Source organism: Hallella seregens ATCC 51272 (assembly GCF_000518545.1).
Lineage (GTDB): Bacteria > Bacteroidota > Bacteroidia > Bacteroidales > Bacteroidaceae > Prevotella > Prevotella seregens.
The window spans coordinates 19,364-39,804 of the sequence record NZ_JADU01000027.1 but is presented as its reverse complement, the minus strand read 5'-3'; the positions used below and the strand labels follow the sequence as shown (position 1 = coordinate 39,804).

Sequence of the window (20,441 nt, the reverse complement as noted above, 5' to 3'; positions counted from 1 at the left end):
ACTTGTTTTTTAAGTTTATGATTCGTAATCAGACGGGTACAAAGGTACTAACAAAAAGCGGGAAATCGTCCATTTGCATGGCTGTATGTGGATCAAAGACAGGAAAGAGGAGGTAAGAAGTGGCCAAAATCGAACGGTGAAAGAACATCTGTGGGGGCCGCATACTTGGATTACGGATTATTTTCGTAAGTTTGCAGGGAAAACGGGGGCACGGTGCCCCCGCCACACGATTCACCCCAACAAGAGAAATGAACTCCATTTTCAGAACAGGATTGGCCGCCTTGCTGGCGCTCTCCAGCCAGTGCCTTGCGGTCGCTGAACACACCAACACCTTTGCCGGCAGCGTATTTGCAGCTGCCGGCAGCATGCCATCGGAAAGCGTCACCAGCGTGAACGGCATCGCTGCGTTCTGTGCACTGCCCGACGGCACCGAGGCCACGCTCTATCTGGCCCCCGACGCCCGGGCCCGTGTCACCTGTGTGGCCGGGGGCCAAGTCTACCTGCGCGATGCGTCGGGAAGCCTTTGCCTGGAGGGCTTGCCGCAGACTTCGGCCATGGCCTACAACCAACACTGGGCCGGATTCCTCACCGGCCGGAAGACCAGCACCGGCAGCATGCCCGTATTCAAGGGCACCGAGCATACCAACCTCACGCGTCTGGCCATGGCCGAGCCCGTGACGGAGCCCAACGTAGAGCCGGTGACCGTCACAGCCGGGAAACTGTCAGGGCACCTCTCCAACTGGGTGACGGTGCGCAGTCTTGTCTTTCAGGACAGCGAGACGGGCCAGGATGCGACGGGCCGCGTGCACGTCGTCAATGCGCTGAACACGGCCGGTTACGAAACCCCTGCCGCCGGATCGTCGTGGCAAGTCTCGGGCATCGTGGTGGGTACGGCCGCCGGTACCCACCTGCTCTGCCCCATCGCCAACGAGGCCATGGCGCGTCGCGGCAATCCCGACTGGACGCAATTCACCTTCTATCCGGCCATGACCACGGGCACGGGCATCCGTCCCGCAGCCACCGTGCAGCCGTTGCCCGAGACCGTCTACGACCTCGCCGGCCGGCGCGTCGGCACAGCCCGCATGAACAAGGGTATCTACATTGTCAAAGGAAAGAAGTATGTCTACTAAGCTCAAAAACCTTACCATCGTACTGATGGCCCTTGCCCTCGGCCCCAAGGCGGCCGCCCAGCATGAGCAAAAAGTGAAAAACGTGGTACTCCGAACCGGCACCACCATTGCCTACGACCGCGATGCACAAGACAGTGCACGCGTCATTCTCACTCCGGAGGGCGACTCGTTGGGCATCAAAGTCTACGTAGGCGCAGGTGTTTCGGAGGATTATCTGTACACCCAAATCAGCCGGGTGGAGTTCTGGCCAACGGCAGAAGTCAGCGACTCGACCAACACCAACCGCAACGATGCAGCCGACTTGGTCCGCAACGGCGAGGGCTGGCGGCTGGAGTTTCCGCGCTTTTACCATGGCACGGACACCACTTTCGAGGTGACGCACCGCACAGATGACTATGGCATCACCTACTCCTTGGAGTGGGACGGCACGAAAAAAGCCAACCGATGGACCTGTTATGAGCTCTACGAGGGCAACATGCAGAAGAACACCAAACGGCAGGACGGATTCGTGGAAGACCCGTCACTCCCGGCTCCCTACCGTACCAAGAGCAGCGACTACACGGGCAGCGGCTACACGCGCGGGCACTTGTGCCCCTCCGGCGACCGCCTCTGCTCGGCCGCTCAAAACAAGCAAACGTTCTACATGAGCAACATGCAACCACAGCTTTCAGCGCACAACAGCGGCGTGTGGGCCATGTTGGAGAGCAAGGTGCGCAACGTGTGGGCCCCGGCAAGCGGCAGTGGCGACACCCTCTACGTGGTAAAAGCGGCCACCATCGACGAGGCCAACATCATGGGTTACACCAAGGCGGGGCTCATCGTGCCCAAGGTGTTCTACATGGCTTTGCTCTATTATGACAAAGCCGCCGACGGCTATCAGGCCATCGGCATCTGGTCGCCCCATGCCGGTGACAGCACTACAGAATACCTCACCATCGACGAATTGGAGCGGCGCACCGGCATCGACTTCTTCTGCAACCTGCCCGACGGCACCGAAGCCACGGTGCAACGCCAGATAGGCGGCAGGTTCAAATAATGGCGTCAGGCGTGCTTGGAGCCGTCGATATAGGCTTCAAGCACCTGGCTTCTCCCGTCCTTGTTGTCGGCAATCAGGTCGTAATCGGCTGTGGCAGCCGGTATGAGGGTGCTGAATCCCTCGCGCAGCTGCACCTCCTCACCCGTCCGGCGCACGCGGATGCGGCAGTTGCCGCGCATGCACATGGCTATGACAAAGCTGTCGGCCGCCAGCAAATCACGATGGAGCTCGCCCTGCACGTCGGCCACACGCACGTTGAAGAACGGACAGTCCACCACCACGTTGGCACAGCCCTCACGGTAGTCGTAGGCCGTACGGTATTCCTTTTCCACCTGATAGTTCAGTGCCCGGGCAGCCAGCTCGGTATGGAGCTCACGCGGCTTGCCGTCCATGCCCGGCCGGTTGTAGTCGAATATGCGGTAGGTCACGTCGCTGCTCTGCTGCACTTCGGCCAGCAGAATGCCACTGCAAATGGCGTGGACGCGGCCGGCCGGCAGATAGAACACGTCGCCGGCATGCACCTCATGGCGGGCCAGCACCTCGGTGATGGTGCCGTCAGCAATGCGCCGCTTGTATTCGGCGGCGGCCTCCTCCCGACTGCCCTGCGGCATGGCCAGCGTGAAACCGTCGTAGAGAAAGGCTCCCGGCTGGGCATCGATGACATACCACATCTCGGTCTTGCCCCGCTTGCCATGCTCCCGTGCGGCCATCTCGTCGTCGGGATGCACTTGAATGGAGAGGTCGCGACGGGCGTCGATAAACTTCACAAGCAGCGGCAATTGGTTGTCGTACTCGGCGGCCACGTGCCTGCCCAACACCTCAACGGGGTGCGCGGCTATCACGGCGGCCAAGTCCTTGCCCCTGTATGCGCCGTTGGCCACGATGCTCAGACTCGACGGCACGGCACTCACCTCCCACGACTCGCCGATGGGTCGGCCGCTGTCGGGAAGTCCTTTCCACCTTTCTATCTGGTCGCCACCCCATACCACGGGGTGCAGGTTGGGCTCAAAGAGCAAAGGATAAAAACGGTTTTCCATAAAACTGACTTTTTAAACGGTTATCTATACCTTATTAAATAAGGTGGCACACCATGCTGCATGGAGTGTCACCTTATGCTGTTTCAGGCGTTGTCTTGCATGTCTTGCGTCGGCTGTCTACCCTTGTGAGTATTCCTTGATGAGCTGTTCGTGGTCGAGCGAGCACACCAACAGCCGACCGTCGCGCAGTGCCACGATGTAGCCGTCGAGTCCTTGCACCACCACCTGACGGGCATCCTGGGCGTGCACCACGCAGTTTCGGCTGTCGTAGAGACTGATGCCCTCGCCCACCTGGGCGTTGCCCTGCGCGTCTTGGGGCAGCAGTGCGTGCAGCGACCCCCAGCTGCCCAAGTCGCTCCAGCCGAATTCGGCCGGGAGTGTAAAGATGCTGTCGGCCTTCTCCATGACGGCATAGTCGATGCTGATCTTCTCACAGGTGGGGAAAATGCGGGCCAGCGTGTCGGCCTCGCGCTCGGTATAGAAGTCGGGCGCCATGGCATCCATCTTCTCGGCCAGTGCCGGAGTGTAGCGGCGGATGGCCTCGGTGATGGTCGAAACGTTCCACACGAAGATGCCGGCATTCCAGAAATAGTTGCCGGCGGCCAGATATTGCTCGGCCGTTGCCGCGTCGGGCTTCTCCTTGAAAGCCTCCACCCGCTGAATCTCACTGCCGTCGAGCCGTCCGGATGCGGCAATATAGCCGTAGCCGGTCTCGGGCCGCGAGGGCTTGATGCCGATGGTCACGATGTTGCTTCCCTCGGCCGTAAAGGCCAGGGCCTGGCCGATGACGCGCTGGTATTCCGTGGTGTCCACCACCAGTGCATCCGACGGCGTCACCACGATGTTGGCCTCGGGATGGTGCCTGCGAATCTTCCAGCAGGCATAGGCAATGCACGGAGCCGTGTTGCGCGGCTCGGGCTCGGCCAGGATGTTCTGCTCGGGGATGCCGGGCAACTGCTGTCGAACGATGTCGACATAGCGGCGGCTCGTCACCACCCAGAAGTTGCTCATGGGGGCCAGCGGGGCCAGCCGCTCGGCCGTGAGCTGGATAAGCGACTTGCCCATGCCCATCACGTCGATGAACTGTTTGGGATATTGCGGGGTGCTCATCGGCCAGAAGCGGCTGCCTATGCCGCCGGCCATGATGACCACATGGTTTTGCATTGTATTCATCTGGCTGTTGTAAAAACGCTTACCGACCCTGATACATGTCGTCGTAATACTTCATATAGTCGCCGCTGGTCACCTGATCCATCCATTCCTGGTGGTCGAGATACCACTTCACGGTCTTCTCGATGCCCTCTTCAAACTGCAGACTGGGCTCCCAGCCCAGTTCGCGCTGCAGCTTGCGGCTGTCGATGGCATAGCGGGAGTCGTGTCCCGGCCGGTCGGTCACATAGGTGATGAGGTCGTCGTCGGCACCTTCCGGTCGGCCCAACAGCCGGTCCACGGTCTTGATGACCACCTTGATGATGTCGATGTTCTTCCACTCGTTGAACCCACCAATGTTGTAAGTCTCGGCCGTTTTGCCCTGATGATAGATGAGATCAATGGCCCTGGCGTGGTCCTCCACATAGAGCCAGTCGCGCACATTCTCGCCCTTTCCATACACGGGCAGGGGCTTGCGGTGGCGGATATTGTTGATGAACAGGGGGATAAGTTTCTCTGGAAACTGGTAGGGGCCGTAGTTGTTGGAGCAGTTGGTCACGATGGTGGGCATGCCGTAAGTATCGTGAAACGCGCGCACAAAGTGGTCGCTGCCGGCTTTCGAGGCCGAATACGGACTGTGGGGCTGGTACTTTTTGTCCTCGGTGAAGAAGTCGGTGCCGTAGGCGTGATGGTGTTCCGAAGAGGCCTTGGTGGTGAAAGGCGAGTCGACGCCCTCGGGATGGGAGAGCTCCAGAGCCCCATACACCTCGTCGGTCGAGATGTGATAGAAGCGCTTGCCCTCGTACTTCTCGGGCAGACCCTCCCAATAGAGCTTGGCGGCCTGCAGCAGCGACAGCGTGCCCATGACGTTGGTCCGGGCAAAAGTAAAGGGATCTTTGATGCTGCGGTCCACGTGGCTCTCGGCGGCCAGATGGATGATGCCGTCCACTTGATACTGTTGCAGCAGCTGGAGCATGCGGTCGAAGTCGCAGATGTCGGCCTTGACGAAGACGTAATTGGGCCGATCCTCAATGTCTTTCAGGTTGGCCAGATTGCCGGCATACGTGAGTTTGTCGAGGTTGATAACGCGGCAGTCGGGGTACTTGTTCACGAAAAGGCGTACCACGTGGCTGCCGATGAATCCGGCTCCGCCGGTAATCAGAATGCTGTGCTTATAATCCATAGCTGATGAATTAGATATAAATTGACTTGTGCAAAGGTAAGGCTTTTTGGCCGATTAGCCGTCCTCAACAGAGCTTTATTTGCCCAAACGGCCGAAAAACAGCCGATTTGCGGCCGCCGCGACGCTTTTCCGGGGGCTTTGCTTGGGGATTTCCGGGATTTGGCGTACATTTGCACAACGCCCGCCGACACCCGCGCGGCGGGCCCACACCAACCCTTTAATCATGTAAAATATGGAAATAGGACAACGGTTGCCGGAGCTTCTGGGCAGAGACCAGGACGGCAACGAAGTGAAACTGAGTGATTTCGAGGGCCGGAAACTCGTGCTCTACGTCTATCCGCGCGACTCCACGCCGGGATGTACCAGCGAGGCTTGCAGTCTGCGCGACAACTACACACGCTTCCTCGCACTGGGCTACGCCGTGGTGGGTGTGAGCGTTCAGGACGAGAAGTCGCACCGCAAGTTCATCGAGAAATACCAGCTGCCCTTCCCGCTGATAGCCGACACGGAGAAGACGCTGGTCACCGCGCTGGGCGTGTACGGCGAAAAGAAGATGTATGGCAAGACCACCATGGGCACTTTCCGCACCACTTTCGTCACCGACGAGCACGGCACCGTCACCCAAATCTTCACGCCCCGGCAAATCAAGGTCAAGGAACACGCCGCCCAAATCCTGCCCGCCGAGTAGCCTCCGCCCGCCAGGCCGCCCCACTCCACACCGCCCCGGTTGCGTTGCAAGCTGCAGCCGGGGCGGTGGCGTTCCGTTTTCCGTTGGAAAACGTTAATTCAATCGCCGTTTGGTTAACAAGCGTTAGAAAAGTGATTGTTTTCCCAAGGAAATTTGTTTGGCACGAAACGATTGCCTATCTTTGCACTGTTTTCCACAGGAAATTATAGAAATCATGGTAAGAATAACAAGAAAAGGAATCGCGATGCTGGCCGCACTGACCCTCCTGGGAGCCGCCTCCTGCACGGGACAAAGCCGTGAAGCCGGTGCCAACGCATCCGAAAAACAAACCTCACAAGCCAAACAAGCAAAGGAGAAAAAGAACATGAAGGTAACAGAATTGACCAAAGAAGAGTTTAAGAAACGCGTGATGAACTACGAGGTGAACCCCAAGGAGTGGAAGTTCGAGGGCGACAAGCCCGCCATCATCGACTTCTATGCCACCTGGTGCGGCCCCTGCAAGCAGATAGCCCCCGTGGTCGAGGAGATTGCGCAAGAGTATGCAGGCAAGATCGACGTCTATAAAGTCGACGTAGACCAGCAGCAGGAACTGGCCGGTCTGTTCGGTGTTCAGTCCATCCCCACCATTCTCTTCATCCCCAAGAACGGGCAACCCCAGAAGGCCGTCGGGGCCATGATGAAGAGCCAATTCGAGGATGCCATCAAGCAAACACTGCTCAAATAGGCCGCGATGGACAACGGATGTATCTGCAAAATAAGGGACATCTACAGGGCCATCACCCATTTTGAGCTGCAGTTGCAACGGGCCACGGGACTCAACATCAACGAGGCCATGCTGCTCTGTCTGCTGTCCGACGGAGAGACCCGGCTTGCCGGCCGAATTGCCGACGAGCTGGGACTCACGCGCTCCAACGCCTCCAAGGTGATAGCCTCGCTGGAGCGGCACGGGCTCATCCTGCGCCAGACCTGCCAGGAAGACAGCCGCTGCCAGCTGTTCCACATCGGCCCACGCGGACTCGAAAAGCTCGAACGCATCCACTGCGACGACCTGCAGATGCCGCCCGAGCTCCGCGCACTGTAACCGACAAAACTGCGGACTGCAAACGGCAGCTCCGTGCACCGTAAACAATGACGGCGTTATGGCAAAACCATAACGCCGTCATCGCATCGTGTTGGCGGGTTTTTCGCTGCGCCGCTACGGGTTTTTCGCCGCGCCGTTGCGGCGCAATCGCGCGGCCGTTGCGGCGTGCTATTTCTTCAATCCCTCGGCCAGGTCCTGCGCCTCGCCGTTCAGATTGATGTTGTGCGTGGTCTTGGCCTCGATCGACTGGCCCATCATGATGTCGGCCATATCCACTCCCGTGGCCGACTTGAGCACGTCGAAGGCCTGCCTGATGGCCACCGGCACGTTGCCGCTCATGGCCGAAATGCCCTGTCCGTCGCCGCTGTAGATGTTCACATCCTTGATGGCGCTGATGGGTTTGGCCACATTTTCCACAATCTGCGGCAGCACCTCGATCATCATCTGGGCAATGGCGGCGTTGTTATACTTCTTGTAAGCCTCGGCCTTCTTGTTCATGGCCTCCGCCTCTGCCTCGCCTTTCTTCTGGATGGCATAGGCTTCGGCCTCGCCCTTGGCCTTGATGCCGATGGCCTCCTGCTCCAGCTGATAGCGTGTTGCGTCGGATGCAGCGTTCTGTGCCAAGGCCTTCTGCTCGGCCTCGTACTTCTGCGCCTCGGCCACGCGCTTGCGTTGTTCGAGGTCGGCCTCGGCGTTTTTCTGTATCTGATACTTGTCGGCATCGGCCTGTTTCTCCACCTCGGCGGCCAGCTGGTTCTGCTTGATGACGATCTGTTCCTGCGAGAGAATCTGCTCGCGGCGCGTCTTCTCGATCTGCGCCTCCACGGTCTTGGCGTTGATGGTCTTCTGCTGTTCCTGCTGCTGTATGGAGTAGGCGGCGTCGGCATCGGCCTGTGCCGTGTCGGCTTGCTGCTTCAGCGCGGCCCGCTTCAGGGCCAGCTCGTTGTTCTTGATGGCAATGGCCGTGTCGGCATCCACGCGGGCATCGTTGGCGTCCTTATCGGCGTGGGCCACCTGAATCTTCACATCACGCTCGGCGTTGGCCCGGTTGATGGCGGCGTCTTTCTTGATTTTGGCCGTGTTGTCGGCACCCAAATCGTGGATGAGTCCCTCCTTGTCGGTCACGTTCTGAATGTTACACGAAATGATTTCAATGCCCAGCTTGTTCATGTCGGGCGTGGCTTTCTGCAACACCTGGTCGGAGAAACCGTCACGGTCGGTGTTGAGCGAGCGCAGGTCGAGCGTGCCAATGATCTCTCGCATGTTGCCCTGCAGCGAGTCTTTCAGCTGGTTTGCAATGTCTTCGGGCGTCATGTTTAAGAAGTTCTTGGCGGCCAGCCGCGTGCCTTCGGCATTGGGCGTGACGCGGATTTTGGCCACGGCATCCACGTCTACGTTGATAAAATCGTTGGTGGGAACGCTCTCTTCGGTCTTGATGTCCACCGTGATCTGACCCAGATAGACGCGGTCGAGCCGTTCGAGAAACGGCACGCGCAATCCGCCCGAACCGATGAGCACGCGGGGCTCACGGCTCAGACCGGAGATGATGAACGCATACGAGGGGGGTGCCTTCACGTAGGAAACCAACACGAAGAACACAAGCAGCACCACGGCTGCAGCAATAATCAAGGGTAACATCATGGTTTATCGTTTTAAGATTTGAATGTATTGACGCATCGATGGTGTGTCCAATAGGCTACGCCGCAAAGGTAAACATTAATTGACAAGGCGGCAAGGCTTGGACGCGAAAAGTGTGCCCCGGACATGAAAAAAGGCGGCCACAGGCACCCGTTTCGCCGTTTTTTCGTACTTTTGCACCATTAACTCTATTCCAACATGAAAGCATTAAAAGAGCGCATCCTCAAAGACGGCAGGAGTCTGCCCGGAGGAATCCTCAAAGTGGACAGTTTCATCAACCACCAGATGGACCCGTACCTGATGCGGCAGGTAGCCGTGGAGTTCATCCGCCGCTTTGCCTCGTGCAACATTACCAAGATTGTCACCATCGAAGCCAGCGGCATTGCACCCGCCGTGATGGTGGGACTGCTGATGGACGTCCCCGTGGTGTTTGCCAAGAAAAAGAAACCGTCGACGATGGGCAACATGCTGTCGACGACGGTTTTCTCGTTTACCAAGCAGAAAAACTACAACGTTGTGGTGTCCAAAGAGTATCTCACGGCCGACGACCGCGTGATCTTCATTGACGACTTTCTGGCCAACGGCAATGCCGCCAAGGGCATCGTCGACCTCTGCCAACAGGCCGGGGCCAAGCTCGAAGGCATGGGCTTCATCATCGAGAAGTCGTTCCAGCACGGCCGCCGGGTGCTCGAGGAGCTGGGCTACCGCGTGGAAAGCCTGGCCGTGGTGGACTCGCTCGACAATTGCCAAATCAAACTGAAACAGGAATAGCACTTTCTACATCGCATCATGGAACAACAAACTCGAGAACTTATCTACGGACTCAACGACCGTCCACCCCTTCGCGAAACCCTCTTTGCCGCCCTGCAGCACCTGCTGGCCATCTTCGTGGCCATCATTACGCCGCCGCTCATCATCAGCTCAGCCCTGCGCTTCGACCTCGAGACCACGGGCTTTCTCGTCTCCATGTCGCTCTTCGTGTCGGGTCTGGCCACGTTCATCCAGTGCCGCCGACTGGGCCCCTTGGGCACAGGACTGCTTTGCATCCAGGGCACGTCGTTCTCTTTCATCAGCCCCATCATCGGCGCCGGCATGCTGGGCATGGCTGGCGGCAGGATGAATGTGGAGACGGCGCTGAGCTATATCTTCGGTGCCTGCCTCGTGGCATCGGTCGTCGAGATGGCCGTGAGCCGGCTGCTGCCCTACACGCGCAAGGTCATCACCCCGCTGGTGTCGGGCATCGTGGTGAGTCTCATCGGCATGTGCCTCATCAAGGCCGGCATCAACTCCTGCGGTGGAGGCCAGACGGCTGTCGATGCGGGCAACTTCGGCTCCATGTCCCACCTAGGCATGGCCCTGCTCGTGCTGGTGAGCATCATCTTCTTCAACCGCTCGTCCAACCGCTACCTGCGCATGGGCTCCATCGTGCTGGGGCTCGTCATCGGCTGCGTGGCCGCCTATGCGCTGGGCATGATCGACCTTTCGCGGCTTCAGGGAGCCAGGGCTGTCAACGTGCCCATGCCATTCAAGTACGGCCTCAACTTCGATCCGGGCTCCATCATAGCCCTTGGACTCATCTATTTGGTCACCGCCGTGGAGGCCTTCGGCGACATCACTGCCAACTCGCTTATCTCCGGAGAGCCCGTGGAGGGGCCGGTATTCATGAAGCGGGCACAGGGCGGTATTCTGGCCGACGGCTTCAATTCGATGCTGGCTGCCGTGTTCAATTCGTTCCCCAACTCCATCTTTGCCCAGAACAACGGCATGATTCAGCTCACGGGAGTGGCCAGCCGCTACGTGGGCTACTTCATTGCCGCGGCTCTCTTCGTGCTGGGACTGTTCCCCGTGGTGGGTCAGTTGTTCTCGCTCATCCCCGACAGCGTGCTCGGAGGAGCCACCCTGCTCATGTTCGGCACCGTGGCAGCGGCCGGCATCCGCATCATTGCCGCCACGAAGATAGACCGCAAGGGCGTGCTCGTGATGGCCATCAGCTTCTCCCTGGGCCTGAGTGTGGAGCTCGTTCCAAACATTCTCGACCAGATGCCGGCCATCATCAAGAGCATCTTCTCCAGCGGCATCACCACCGGTGGACTGGCCGCCATCGTCTCCAACGCACTCATACACATCAAAGATTAACAAGAAATGACACACGGACACGAAGTCCTCCACATGATGGAGGGCCACAGCTACCCCACCCGCGAGAGCCTCATCGAGGCCATCATCCGCCGGTTTGGCCCCGAAGAACTGTTCTACACCTGCTCGGCTGAGGGCATGACCGCCGCCGAACTGGTCGATTTTCTCGAAGCGCGCGGCAAGTTCATGCCGGCCGGGGGCGACGGCTTCACCGCCGATGCCAGCAAGATTTGCAACCACTGACGGCCGCGGCGGCAACCTCTTCTTCGGGTAAGCACCGCCCCTGCTTCAGATAAGCGCCGCCGTTGCTTCGGGTGGGTGCCGCCCCACGAACAGCTCATCCCGCAGCAACAACAAGTACGAAAACAACCCTGCCCGGGCAATTGCTGACACTCCAGCAAGCCGGGCAGGGTTGTTTTGTGTTGTCACCATGAGCGTTGTCTATGGTGCGCAGGGTTGTTCTACGTTATTCCTGTTGTCTTTTACTATGGTGTGCAGCGGTGGTTTTTAGAGTTGACGGTGGAGTTTATATCCAAGAAGAAGTTGGGATGTTCGGACCCCCAACCCCCTGTCCCAGGGGGCTAAGGGATCGTGAGCTTGCGGGCACCGACGATATAGACGCCTCGGGGCAGTCCGCGGAGGGCATGGTCGGCATCGATGCCCGTGGCAATCAGTTTGCCGTCGAGCGTATAAACCCTCACGGGCAGGGAGCCGTCGGCCGGCGTGCGGTGGATGCCCGTGGCGGCTGTGCACACCAATTTGCCCTCGGCGGCCAGCTTCGCCGCGCTCCACACCGAGCCATCGTTGCTCTCTACACTAAGGTTTTCGGGCACGACGGGCTTGCGGCTGGACGGAGTGAACACCGTGAGCTCGTCGCCCACAGCAAAGGATGCCCCGCCCACGGCCTCGATGCGAATGCGCGATCCGGCCATGAACCGACACACCGTACCGCCCACTTGAAACCGGTCGTTCCGCTGGCCGTCGGCCTTTACCAGCAGCGTGCCACCGCCATAGACAATGAGGTTGGAGCCCGTTTTGAATGCAAACATGCCCACTGCATCGCGTTGCAGTCCAGCCGAGAGCGTGCCACCCTTGCCGACGATGACGCTGTTGGTGGTGCCGATGCCCGACACATAGCCGCTGTCCTTCACGGTGAGGGTGCCCGTGGTGAGGGTGCCCGAGTAGTTGCTGAACAGCAGCGAGCCCCCGCTCACGGTGATGCTCGACGTGCTTGACGTGCTGCGCAGCGTCCATGCACCCGTGCCCACCTTGGTCACAAGCCGGGCCGTGAGCAGTCCGCTGTAGGTAGCGTCCTGGTGGTTGTGGCCCACCTCCCATGACTCCGTGGGGCCGCCAAACTGCGGCAACGTGTTGTAGGCCGTGCCCGGAGCGTCGGCCAGTGCACCCACCTGCAGGGCAGCGGCGGCCGATCCGAAGCTGCCGTTGATGTGGCGCAGCGTGCTACCGTCGCCCAACGTAAGGGTGAGCTTCCTCATGTCGGTCACGCTCTCGCGCAGATTGGCCGCTCCCTGGAAGTGAAGCGTGCCCTCAAACCGACTGAAGTCGCCGCCCGTGTAGAAACGCACGCCGCCCGAAAGGATCGAGAGCGTGCCCCGGCCCGTGTAGCTGCCCAGCACGCCGCCGCGCTGATTGCCGTGTTCGCCGCCGCCCAGTGTGAGCGCGGCTTCGGACGAAATATCGGTGGGATGGTCGTAGACAATGCCCGGGAACGAGCCGTTGGCTATTATGTTGATGCGGCTCCGGCCGTTGCGGGCATAGACGGGAACCCGCCCGAAAGTGGCCGATGGCGAGCCCTGGGACAGCGTGCCCTCCCTCATCACCAAGGCCCGGAACGTGTAACAGCCGGGATAAGCAAAGTTGAGCTGGCCGGGGCCAGCCTTGACGAAGACGGCTTCCGGCCCTGTCACCGGTGCCTTGAGCGACACACTGCCGTCGGCATTGGCCACGCAAACGGTGGCCGTATCGGCAATGTCGAGGCCGCGATTGGTGGCCACATTGTCGGCAACGACCCGCAGCGTGCCGCCCGCTATCCTGACATTCCGGGGGCCCGAGCCCAGCGAACTGTTGAGACCAACGTCGTTCAGCTCGTCGATGGTGAGCGTGCCGCCACGAATTATGGTCTGGCCCGTGAAGTCGTTGTCACGTGTAGTGATGGTGAGTTCGCCGCTGCCCTCCTTCAACAAGTCGCCCTCGCCGCTCAATCCGCCCGGTCCGCTCAGCGTGTAGTCACGGCTACCGCCGAAGATCACGCCGTGCTGTACCATTCTTTGATGGAGCCGAACATCAAACCGGCCGGCCTCGTCGCCGAAGGTCACCCGGTCGTTCTGCACGAAAGGAGTCGCCCCACCGTCGCCGTCGAAGTTGGCGGCGGCATAGTCCCACACGTTGCCGACCGTCCCCCGCCAGTGTACAACCCCGGCGGTTCGCGTCTCGGGGATGGAGAGCACTATCCTGTTGCCCTCTGTGCGGAGCGTATAGGGCTGGCCCTCCAGCGCACGCACGGAGAGCAGCGTGTCGCTGGCCAGGACGATGGCACCCGTAACTTCGACCAACGTATAGTCGCCGGCCAGCTGCCTGTTGTCGGTGGAGGTGGCATTGATAGTGAACGTGAGCGGGGCTTTCACCGTGAGGTCACCCTTCACCAGTAGCTTGTCCACGGTGCCGCCGCCCAGTGTCACCTCGTCGTACACCTGCCGGTCGATGGTCAAACTCTTGCCGAAAGTCATCACACCACTGGGCATGAGCCGGCTGCCGGCATAGTTCAGCGAGCCCTCGAAAGCCACATTGCCGTTGAGTACAGCCTTGCCGGCCAGCGTGCCCAGGGCCCGCACGCTGACGGGTCCCCCAATGGTGCCGTTGACACAGAGGGTTCCATTGGACACCACCGTGCGGCCCGTGGTCGAGAGGTCGGCGTTGAGCGTCAGCCGGCCACGCTCACTCTTCCACACCTCGCCCGTGCCGCCGATGGCTCCCGAGCCGCCGATGGTGTAGGCATGGCCCAGTGGAACCATAAAGTATGTCTTCGAGGGGCGTACCGTGGAGGGGAGAGAAATGGTCTGTGTGGAGTCGCCCGAGACGTCGAAGAGCACGCTCTGACCGTCGCGGAAAGCCGTGGCCTGGCGGCCGTCGTAGGAGACGAAGTTGGGCGACGAGCTGTCCCAGCTGCCGCCCTTGCGCCAGCGCAGGTCGGCCCGCACCGTGCCGGGCAGGGGCGGGTACTTCATCTGGTAGCCCAGATAGAACGATGTATTAGGAGCCTGATAGTAGCCGCGCGTGGTGCAATCCTCCAGATAGTGGGGGTCTTGCATCAGTGTATAGAAGCTGTGGGGCGTGTACTCGTCGGTGCTGTAGCCCACGATGCCGGTGGCTCCGCGCTCGTTGGTCTGCTTCATGAGCACCACTTCCTCGCGCCAGTCGCCGATGATGTCGCCCCAGAAACCGGCGCGATTGGCCCAGCCGGCATGGATGGCATACTTCGATTCGCGCGAAAATTCGGCCAGCCGGCCGCCGTAGTCTTTCTCGATGTGCGCGTTACTGCTGAAGCCGCTGCCGCCGGGCGACCCCAGCTTCTCACGGCCCAGGTCGCCGTCCCACCACACGCCCTCGTAGGGATAAGGGTTGGTTCCGCTGTGCAACAGGCGGCCCTTGATGTCGTAGCAGTTGGGCATCATGGAGTAGATTTCATAGCCAAGGCGGGTGGAATCGATGTCCATGCACTCGCCACGAGCCACATCATAGACCGAGGGGAGGTACCATTCCTTGAGGTGCCGGCCCGTGGCCGCATCGTAAACCACCTGTCCTAGCAGGTCGGACTGCTGGATGGCATAGGTCTCCATGCCGGGCCGCGTGGGGTCGAGGTCGCCCGTGCGGTAGCGGTCGCCATGGCCGATGCCGGCCGAAAACACCATGCCTTTGCCGGTGTTCACGCCGTAGCCTATCTGCAACAACTCGTCGTGACCGTCGCCATCAACGTCGGCACCGCGCAGCTGGTGGCCCTCGGCGGGCCACGGAGTCTTGTCGTTGCGGCTCCAGGTATAGCTGTGATGCCAGTTGGAGGGCACGCCGTCGGCCCAGTCATAAGTGAATCCGAAGACGTAGTTGTGGTGCCGGCCGTCGCTCCGCGTGCGGTCAAGACACTCAGCCATAACCATCGGATGCACGCCGTCGTCATAGGTCACGATGTTGTGTCCCGTCATGAAGGCATACTCTTTGCCGCCGCTGTCGTCCATGTAGTCGGCGCGGTTGTCGCGGCCGTACTGGTCTTGGCCGTCGTGCACATCGGCATAGTTCAGTTCGCAGACGTCCATCTCGGCCCCGGTCTCGCCGTTGATGACCGACATATAATAAGGTGGGTTGCGCTTCTTCTGCCGCGTATAGTCCGTGATGCCGTCGCCGTCGGTGTCGCCCGTGACGCTTCCCTTGACATAGAGCCCCCAGTCGTTGGCCGCCTTGTCCCAAAAGCGGGTGCCGTCCGAGGTGCGGGTTATCACCTCGGCCCGGCCGTCGCAGTTGATGTCGTAGACGTTGATGATATCGTTCTGAACGGCCACGGGGTCGAGGTTGGGGCCGAAGTCGAGCGTCCAGAGACAGGTGCCGTCGCTCCTGTAAGCCTGTGCCATGGAGTTGTAGGAGCCGGACGCGGTGTTGCGAACCACTACCCAATCGGTCTCGCCGTCACCGTCGAGGTCGCCCGGAAAGACGAAAGCCGTGCGGAAACTGTCGGGCGGACAGACCGTAGTCTCGAAGTCAATGTCCATAAAAACATTGGCCAACCGCTCCCGATAAGCATAGCTGCCGCCCTGCGTGGCATCCTCCACCCCGTCGTAGACCGGGTTTACCGTAATCCGGTCGCCATCGTGAAGGCTGGCGGGCACATGGTTGGTGTTAGCGGTTTCGGCCACCCGGCTGCCATTGATGTAGACGCGGTAGCGGGTGGATTCAGGTTCCTCGGCGAAGCGTCGCCAGCTGACAAGCCAGCTGCCGCGATTGTAGCGGATGTCGCCCTGGGTGCGGTTCACGGCCACAACGCCACGTCCCATCTTCTGCATCATGCGCTGGGCAAGGCCCGCCGACGGGAGCAACGCCATGAGAAGCAGCGAAGAAAGAAATCTGTTCATGGGTTTGCCTTTAAGTTTTTAGTATTTTGTTGATGCACCGTGCAGCGGTCCAATCGCTTTCGGAACGCCACACCGGTGCTGCAAATTTACGGAAAACGCGGCAGTTTTAGGCCTAAATCGCCCATGTTTTTTCGGAAAATCGCGCAACGATTAGCCCGTAGCCGCAACGCCATTACGGGTTAATCCTTTTAAAATAGCAACATATAGGTATTGCGACATTGGAAAAACCGTTGTAACTTTGTACATTATTATGGCAGCAAAGCACATGGCGCACAAGATATTTCTCGCATTCCTCCTCTTCCCCTTGACGGGGATGGGCACCCGGGTGCAGGCCCAGGGGTTCACGCTTGGCGGCCGCATCACGGCTGCGGGCGACGGCAGTGCGCTGGAGTTTGTCACGGTGTTGCTGAACGAGAACGGGCTTTGGGCCGTGACCGACAGCACCGGCTGCTTCCGCATCACCCATGTGCCCCGCGGCCAGGTGACGATGACGGTGCGCTGCCTGGGCTACGCCACCCACACCCAGGTGCTGGAAATGACAGCCGACCGCCGCGACATGGCCATCCGGCTGAGGGAAAACAACCTGAGCTTGAACGAGGTGCAGGTGGTGGCCCGACGCAAGGAAGACGAGCAGACCACGGCCTACACCATCGGCCGCCAGGCCTTGGACAACCAGCAAGTGCTGAATCTTTCGGACGTGATGTCGCTGTTGCCCGGTGGTAAAACCGTGAACAGCACACTGATGGATGACAGTAGATTGGCTTTGCGCAGCGAGGGCAGGGAGAAAGGAAACGCCTCGTTCGGCACGGCCATCGACGTGGACGGTGTGCGCGTGGGCAACAATGCGGCCATGGGAGAAACGGCCGGAGCCAGCACCCGAAGGCTGGGCTCGGCCAACATCGAGAGTGTGGAGATTGTGACAGGAATCCCTTCTGTGGAGTACGGCGACCTGAGCAACGGCATCGTCAAGGTGAACACACGCAAGGGAAAGTCGCCTTTCATCGTCGAGGGCAAGCTCAACCAGCACACCCGGCAGGTGGCCGTGAGCAAGGGATTCGACCTGAACCGCAAGGGCGGCATGCTCAATTTCTCGCTGGAACACGCCCGCTCGTTCCTGGATGCAGCCTCCCCACACACCGCCTACCAGCGCAACAGCTTGACACTGAACTATGCCAAGACCCTCCGGCTGGGCCCTGACATGCCGCTGAACCTGAACGCAGGGGTGAGCGGCAACGTGGGCGGATACAACTCGAAAGCCGACCCCGACGAAGAACTCGACGACTACAGCAAGGCCCGCGACAACCATGTGAGCGCGCATGCCTCGGCCGACTGGCTGCCCAACCGGCCGTGGCTCACGAGCCTGCGGCTGGCCGCCACCCTGAACTATACCGACCGACAGGCCGAGACCTACACCAACACGAGCAGTGCCTCCACCCAGCCTTACCTGCATACCCGCGAGGAAGGCTATCACATCGCCGAGGACTACGACGCCAATCCCTCGGCCGGCATCGTGCTGGGGCCCACGGGATATTGGTACGTGAGGCGTTACAACGACAGCAAGCCGCTGGACTGGGCCGTGAAGCTGAAAGCTGAATGGAACCGCACGGCCGGCCGCATGCGCAACCATCTGATGGCGGGCACCGAACTGACAGGCAGCAAAAACTATGGCCGAGGCACGTACTACGCCGACCTGCGCTATGCCCCCACGTGGCGTGAATACCGATACGACGAGCTGCCGGCCATGACCAACATGGCCCTTTACATAGAAAACCGACTTACGCTGTCCACCGGCCGCACGGCCTCGCTGGCCCTCACGGCCGGACTGCGCGAAGACCTGACACGCATTGCCGGGTCGGCATACGGCACGGCGGGCAGCCTGTCGCCGCGTGTCAATGCCCGCTACGTGTTCTGGCACAACCGCCAGGCATGGGTGGGCAGCCTAAGCCTCTACGGCGGCTGGGGCAAATCGGTGAAGCTGCCCTCCTTTCAAGTGCTCTATCCCTCACCGTCGTACAGCGACCGGCTGGCCTTTTCGTCGACGAGCGATGCCCAGAACCGCTCCTATTACGCCTACTACACCCACCCCTCAACAGCCCTTTACAACCCGGGCTTGAAATGGCAATACACCCACCAGACCGACGTGGGTGTGGAGATGAAAACGCGTGTGGCCTCTGTGTCGCTCTCGGCTTTCTACCACAAGACGTTCAATCCCTACATGGCAACAAGCGTTTACAGTCCCTTCACCTACAAGTACACCACCCCCACCGCCCTGCAACAGAGCGGCATTGCAGTGGGCAACCGCCGCTTCTCCATCGACGGAACGACGGGTCTCGTCACCGTGACCGACGTCACAGGAGCCCATCAACCCGTGACGCTGGACTGGCAGGCACGCAACACCTACGTCTCCAACGTGAAATATATCAACGCTTCACCCACGAGCCGCTACGGGTTGGAGTGGATTGTAGACTTCGTACAGATACGTCCGTTGCGCACCCAAGTGCGGGTGGACGGCCGCTACTATCACTACAACGGACTGGACGAGACGGTCTATGCCGATGTTCCTCTGGGGGTGAACACCCGCATGACCAACGGCGATCCCTACCAGTACATCGGTTATTACCGCGGCACCAACACCACCTCGACCGGCTCTACGGCCAACGCCTCGGTGAGCAACGGGACACTGACTCGCCAGATCGACGTCAATGCCACCGTCACCACGCACATCCCGCGCATCCGCATGGTGGCGGCCCTGCGTGTGGAATGCTCGCTCTATCACTACAGCCGAGCCCTCAGCCAATACCGCAACGGCACGCGCGGCTATGCCGTGGAAGGTGCCGAAAACTTCGGAAAGCCCTACGACGGCACCGCAAAGGACCAGACCGTCGTGGTCTATCCCGAATACTACACCACCTGGGACGATCCCGACCACGCCATCCCCTTTGCCGAAAAGTACGCCTGGGCACGCGCCAACGACCCGGCACTCTACAACGACCTGTCGAAACTCGTGGTGCGCTCGAACTATCCTTACACCATGAACCCCAACAGACTCTCGCACTACTACTCGGCCAACCTCAGTGTGACCAAGGAAATTGGCGACCACGTGTCGGTGTCGTTCTATGCCAACAACTTCTTCAACAACATGGGCCGCGTGCGTTCTTCGCAGACGGGACAGAAGACATCGCTCTTCGGCAGCAGCTATATCCCCGGTTTTTACTACGGTCTTTCACTCAAACTCAAGCTCTAAAACATGACCCATCGACTGCTCTATATAATAATAGGTGTAGGCACACTGCTCTGTGCATGCGGCTACGACGAGACCCTCGACGTGTTGCAGGTGCAGGTGCAGCTCGGCTTTCCGTCGGTCTACGACGGCTCGCGCGACGGCATCCGCGTGGAACTCACGGATGCAACAGCCAGCACTTTCGTCGATTCCACCGATGCGCAGGGCACGGCCCACTTCGTGGTGCCGCCCGGAATCTATGCTGCCAGCAGCTCCTCGCAGAAGCTCACGACCGACTATCGCTACCTCTTCAACGGCACCAAGAGCCGCATCGTGGTGGCCAGCGACTCGGCCAACCGCATCCATCTGCCGCTCACCATGTCGCGCAAGCGCATTGTCCACTGACCGGCAACCCGACAACACCCTCATCGTCAACAAAATATCCACTTAATATTTATCCATAACATGAAGAAAAATCTGATAAAAAAACTGGGACTCGCCGCCCTGCTGGCACTCCCTCTGGGCGCACAAGCCCAGACGGAGGAGAAGCTCACCGACGTGGCTTACCTCGTGGTGGAACAGGAAACAACCACCGTGCGGTTTGCCCTGACCAGTGAACCGGTGATTTCTTTCGACAATGGCAACCTCATCGTAGCCAGTCAATCCGACACGCTCTCCACGGCATTGTCGGGAGTCAAGAACTATCGCATCGAGAGCCAAAAGGTGAGCACGGGCATCCGCGAGGTGCCCGCCGCATCCGCCGCAGGCACTGACGGCAGTGCCGTCTCGTTTGCCAACGCCGAAGTGCAAGGCCTCAAGGCCGGCGCACGCGTCGCCATCTACACCACCGACGGCAAGCAAGTGGCGGCCGTTGTGGCCGGCACCGACGGCAAGGCAGCCCTCTCTCTCAGCCAGTTGCCCAAGGGAATCTACATCCTGCGCACACCCGGCAAGAGCTTTAAAATTGTAAACCGATAAGTCAACAACCATTCCCCGCAGGCACAAGAG

General features: G+C 60.0%; 16 protein-coding genes. 11 read left to right on the top strand and 5 right to left on the bottom strand.

The annotated features are described in order from the left end of the window. Positions 1 to 248 precede the first annotated feature (248 nt). Positions 249 to 1,130, top strand: coding sequence for a hypothetical protein (locus L888_RS0109150; protein ID WP_027952668.1), 882 nt, complete (start codon positions 249 to 251; stop codon positions 1,128 to 1,130). After that, positions 1,120 to 2,166, top strand: a complete 1,047-nt coding sequence (locus L888_RS0109145) for a DNA/RNA non-specific endonuclease (RefSeq protein WP_027952667.1) — start codon at positions 1,120 to 1,122, stop codon at positions 2,164 to 2,166. Before L888_RS0109150 ends, L888_RS0109145 begins: the two co-directional genes overlap by 11 nt. A gap of 5 nt (positions 2,167 to 2,171) precedes the next feature. Here the strand turns inward: L888_RS0109145 and L888_RS0109140 are convergent, their stop codons facing one another. The 3 genes from L888_RS0109140 to rfbB all read right to left on the bottom strand — a co-directional run bounded on the left by L888_RS0109140 (position 2,172) and on the right by rfbB (position 5,535). Then, entirely contained in the window at positions 2,172 to 3,203 is a 1,032-nt protein-coding gene (locus L888_RS0109140) for a type I phosphomannose isomerase catalytic subunit (protein ID WP_027952666.1), read from the bottom strand. A gap of 117 nt (positions 3,204 to 3,320) precedes the next feature. Continuing rightward, complete coding sequence (locus L888_RS0109135) at positions 3,321 to 4,376, bottom strand: mannose-1-phosphate guanylyltransferase (protein ID WP_027952665.1); 1,056 nt, start codon at positions 4,374 to 4,376, stop codon at positions 3,321 to 3,323. Positions 4,377 to 4,395: 19 nt separating this feature from the next. After that, positions 4,396 to 5,535, bottom strand: a complete 1,140-nt coding sequence (gene rfbB / locus L888_RS0109130; RefSeq protein WP_005846415.1) for a dTDP-glucose 4,6-dehydratase — start codon at positions 5,533 to 5,535, stop codon at positions 4,396 to 4,398. Between the two features lie 232 nt (positions 5,536 to 5,767). Here rfbB and L888_RS0109125 point away from each other — a divergent pair, with 232 nt between their 5' ends. The 3 genes from L888_RS0109125 to L888_RS0109115 all read left to right on the top strand — a co-directional run bounded on the left by L888_RS0109125 (position 5,768) and on the right by L888_RS0109115 (position 7,304). Further along, positions 5,768 to 6,223, top strand: coding sequence for a peroxiredoxin (locus tag L888_RS0109125; RefSeq protein ID WP_005846416.1), 456 nt, complete (start codon positions 5,768 to 5,770; stop codon positions 6,221 to 6,223). Positions 6,224 to 6,437: 214 nt separating this feature from the next. Continuing rightward, positions 6,438 to 6,947, top strand: a complete 510-nt coding sequence (trxA, locus tag L888_RS0109120; RefSeq protein WP_156924994.1) for a thioredoxin — start codon at positions 6,438 to 6,440, stop codon at positions 6,945 to 6,947. 6 nt (positions 6,948 to 6,953) lie between these two features. Further along, positions 6,954 to 7,304, top strand: a complete 351-nt coding sequence (locus L888_RS0109115; RefSeq protein WP_005846418.1) for a MarR family winged helix-turn-helix transcriptional regulator — start codon at positions 6,954 to 6,956, stop codon at positions 7,302 to 7,304. A 168-nt stretch (positions 7,305 to 7,472) separates the two neighbouring features. Here the strand turns inward: L888_RS0109115 and L888_RS0109110 are convergent, their stop codons facing one another. Then, a complete protein-coding gene (locus L888_RS0109110; protein ID WP_005846419.1) occupies positions 7,473 to 8,945 on the bottom strand; it encodes a flotillin family protein in 1,473 nt (490 codons plus the stop codon). Positions 8,946 to 9,140: 195 nt separating this feature from the next. On the opposite strand from L888_RS0109110, the gene xpt reads away from it, so the two are divergent. From xpt to L888_RS0109095, 3 genes are read left to right on the top strand one after another with little or no spacing between them, the layout of a single operon-like run. Then, on the top strand, positions 9,141 to 9,713 hold the full coding sequence (gene xpt, locus L888_RS0109105) for a xanthine phosphoribosyltransferase (protein ID WP_027952663.1): 573 nt from the start codon (positions 9,141 to 9,143) through the stop codon (positions 9,711 to 9,713). A gap of 18 nt (positions 9,714 to 9,731) precedes the next feature. After that, on the top strand, positions 9,732 to 11,078 hold the full coding sequence (locus L888_RS0109100; protein WP_027952662.1) for a nucleobase:cation symporter-2 family protein: 1,347 nt from the start codon (positions 9,732 to 9,734) through the stop codon (positions 11,076 to 11,078). 6 nt (positions 11,079 to 11,084) lie between these two features. Continuing rightward, the gene (locus tag L888_RS0109095) at positions 11,085 to 11,318 is read left to right on the top strand and encodes a YecH family metal-binding protein (RefSeq protein WP_005846422.1); all 234 of its coding nucleotides are present in this window, start codon (positions 11,085 to 11,087) and stop codon (positions 11,316 to 11,318) included. Positions 11,319 to 11,656: 338 nt separating this feature from the next. Here the strand turns inward: L888_RS0109095 and L888_RS0109090 are convergent, their stop codons facing one another. Beyond that, positions 11,657 to 16,213 carry a rhamnogalacturonan lyase family protein gene (locus L888_RS0109090; RefSeq protein ID WP_027952661.1) on the bottom strand — a complete coding sequence of 1,519 codons (4,557 nt, stop codon included), beginning with the start codon at positions 16,211 to 16,213 and terminating at the stop codon, positions 11,657 to 11,659. Positions 16,214 to 16,463: 250 nt separating this feature from the next. Between L888_RS0109090 and L888_RS0109085 the strand changes: the two genes are divergently transcribed. The 3 genes from L888_RS0109085 to L888_RS0109075 are packed head-to-tail and all read left to right on the top strand — an operon-like array spanning position 16,464 to position 20,411. Then, entirely contained in the window at positions 16,464 to 19,457 is a 2,994-nt protein-coding gene (locus L888_RS0109085; protein WP_245594854.1) for a TonB-dependent receptor, read from the top strand. Between the two features lie 3 nt (positions 19,458 to 19,460). Further along, entirely contained in the window at positions 19,461 to 19,838 is a 378-nt protein-coding gene (locus L888_RS0109080) for a hypothetical protein (RefSeq protein ID WP_027952659.1), read from the top strand. Between the two features lie 60 nt (positions 19,839 to 19,898). Next, positions 19,899 to 20,411: a T9SS type A sorting domain-containing protein gene (locus tag L888_RS0109075; RefSeq protein WP_005846427.1), complete on the top strand. Its 513-nt coding sequence runs from the start codon at positions 19,899 to 19,901 to the stop codon at positions 20,409 to 20,411. Positions 20,412 to 20,441: the final 30 nt, after the last annotated feature.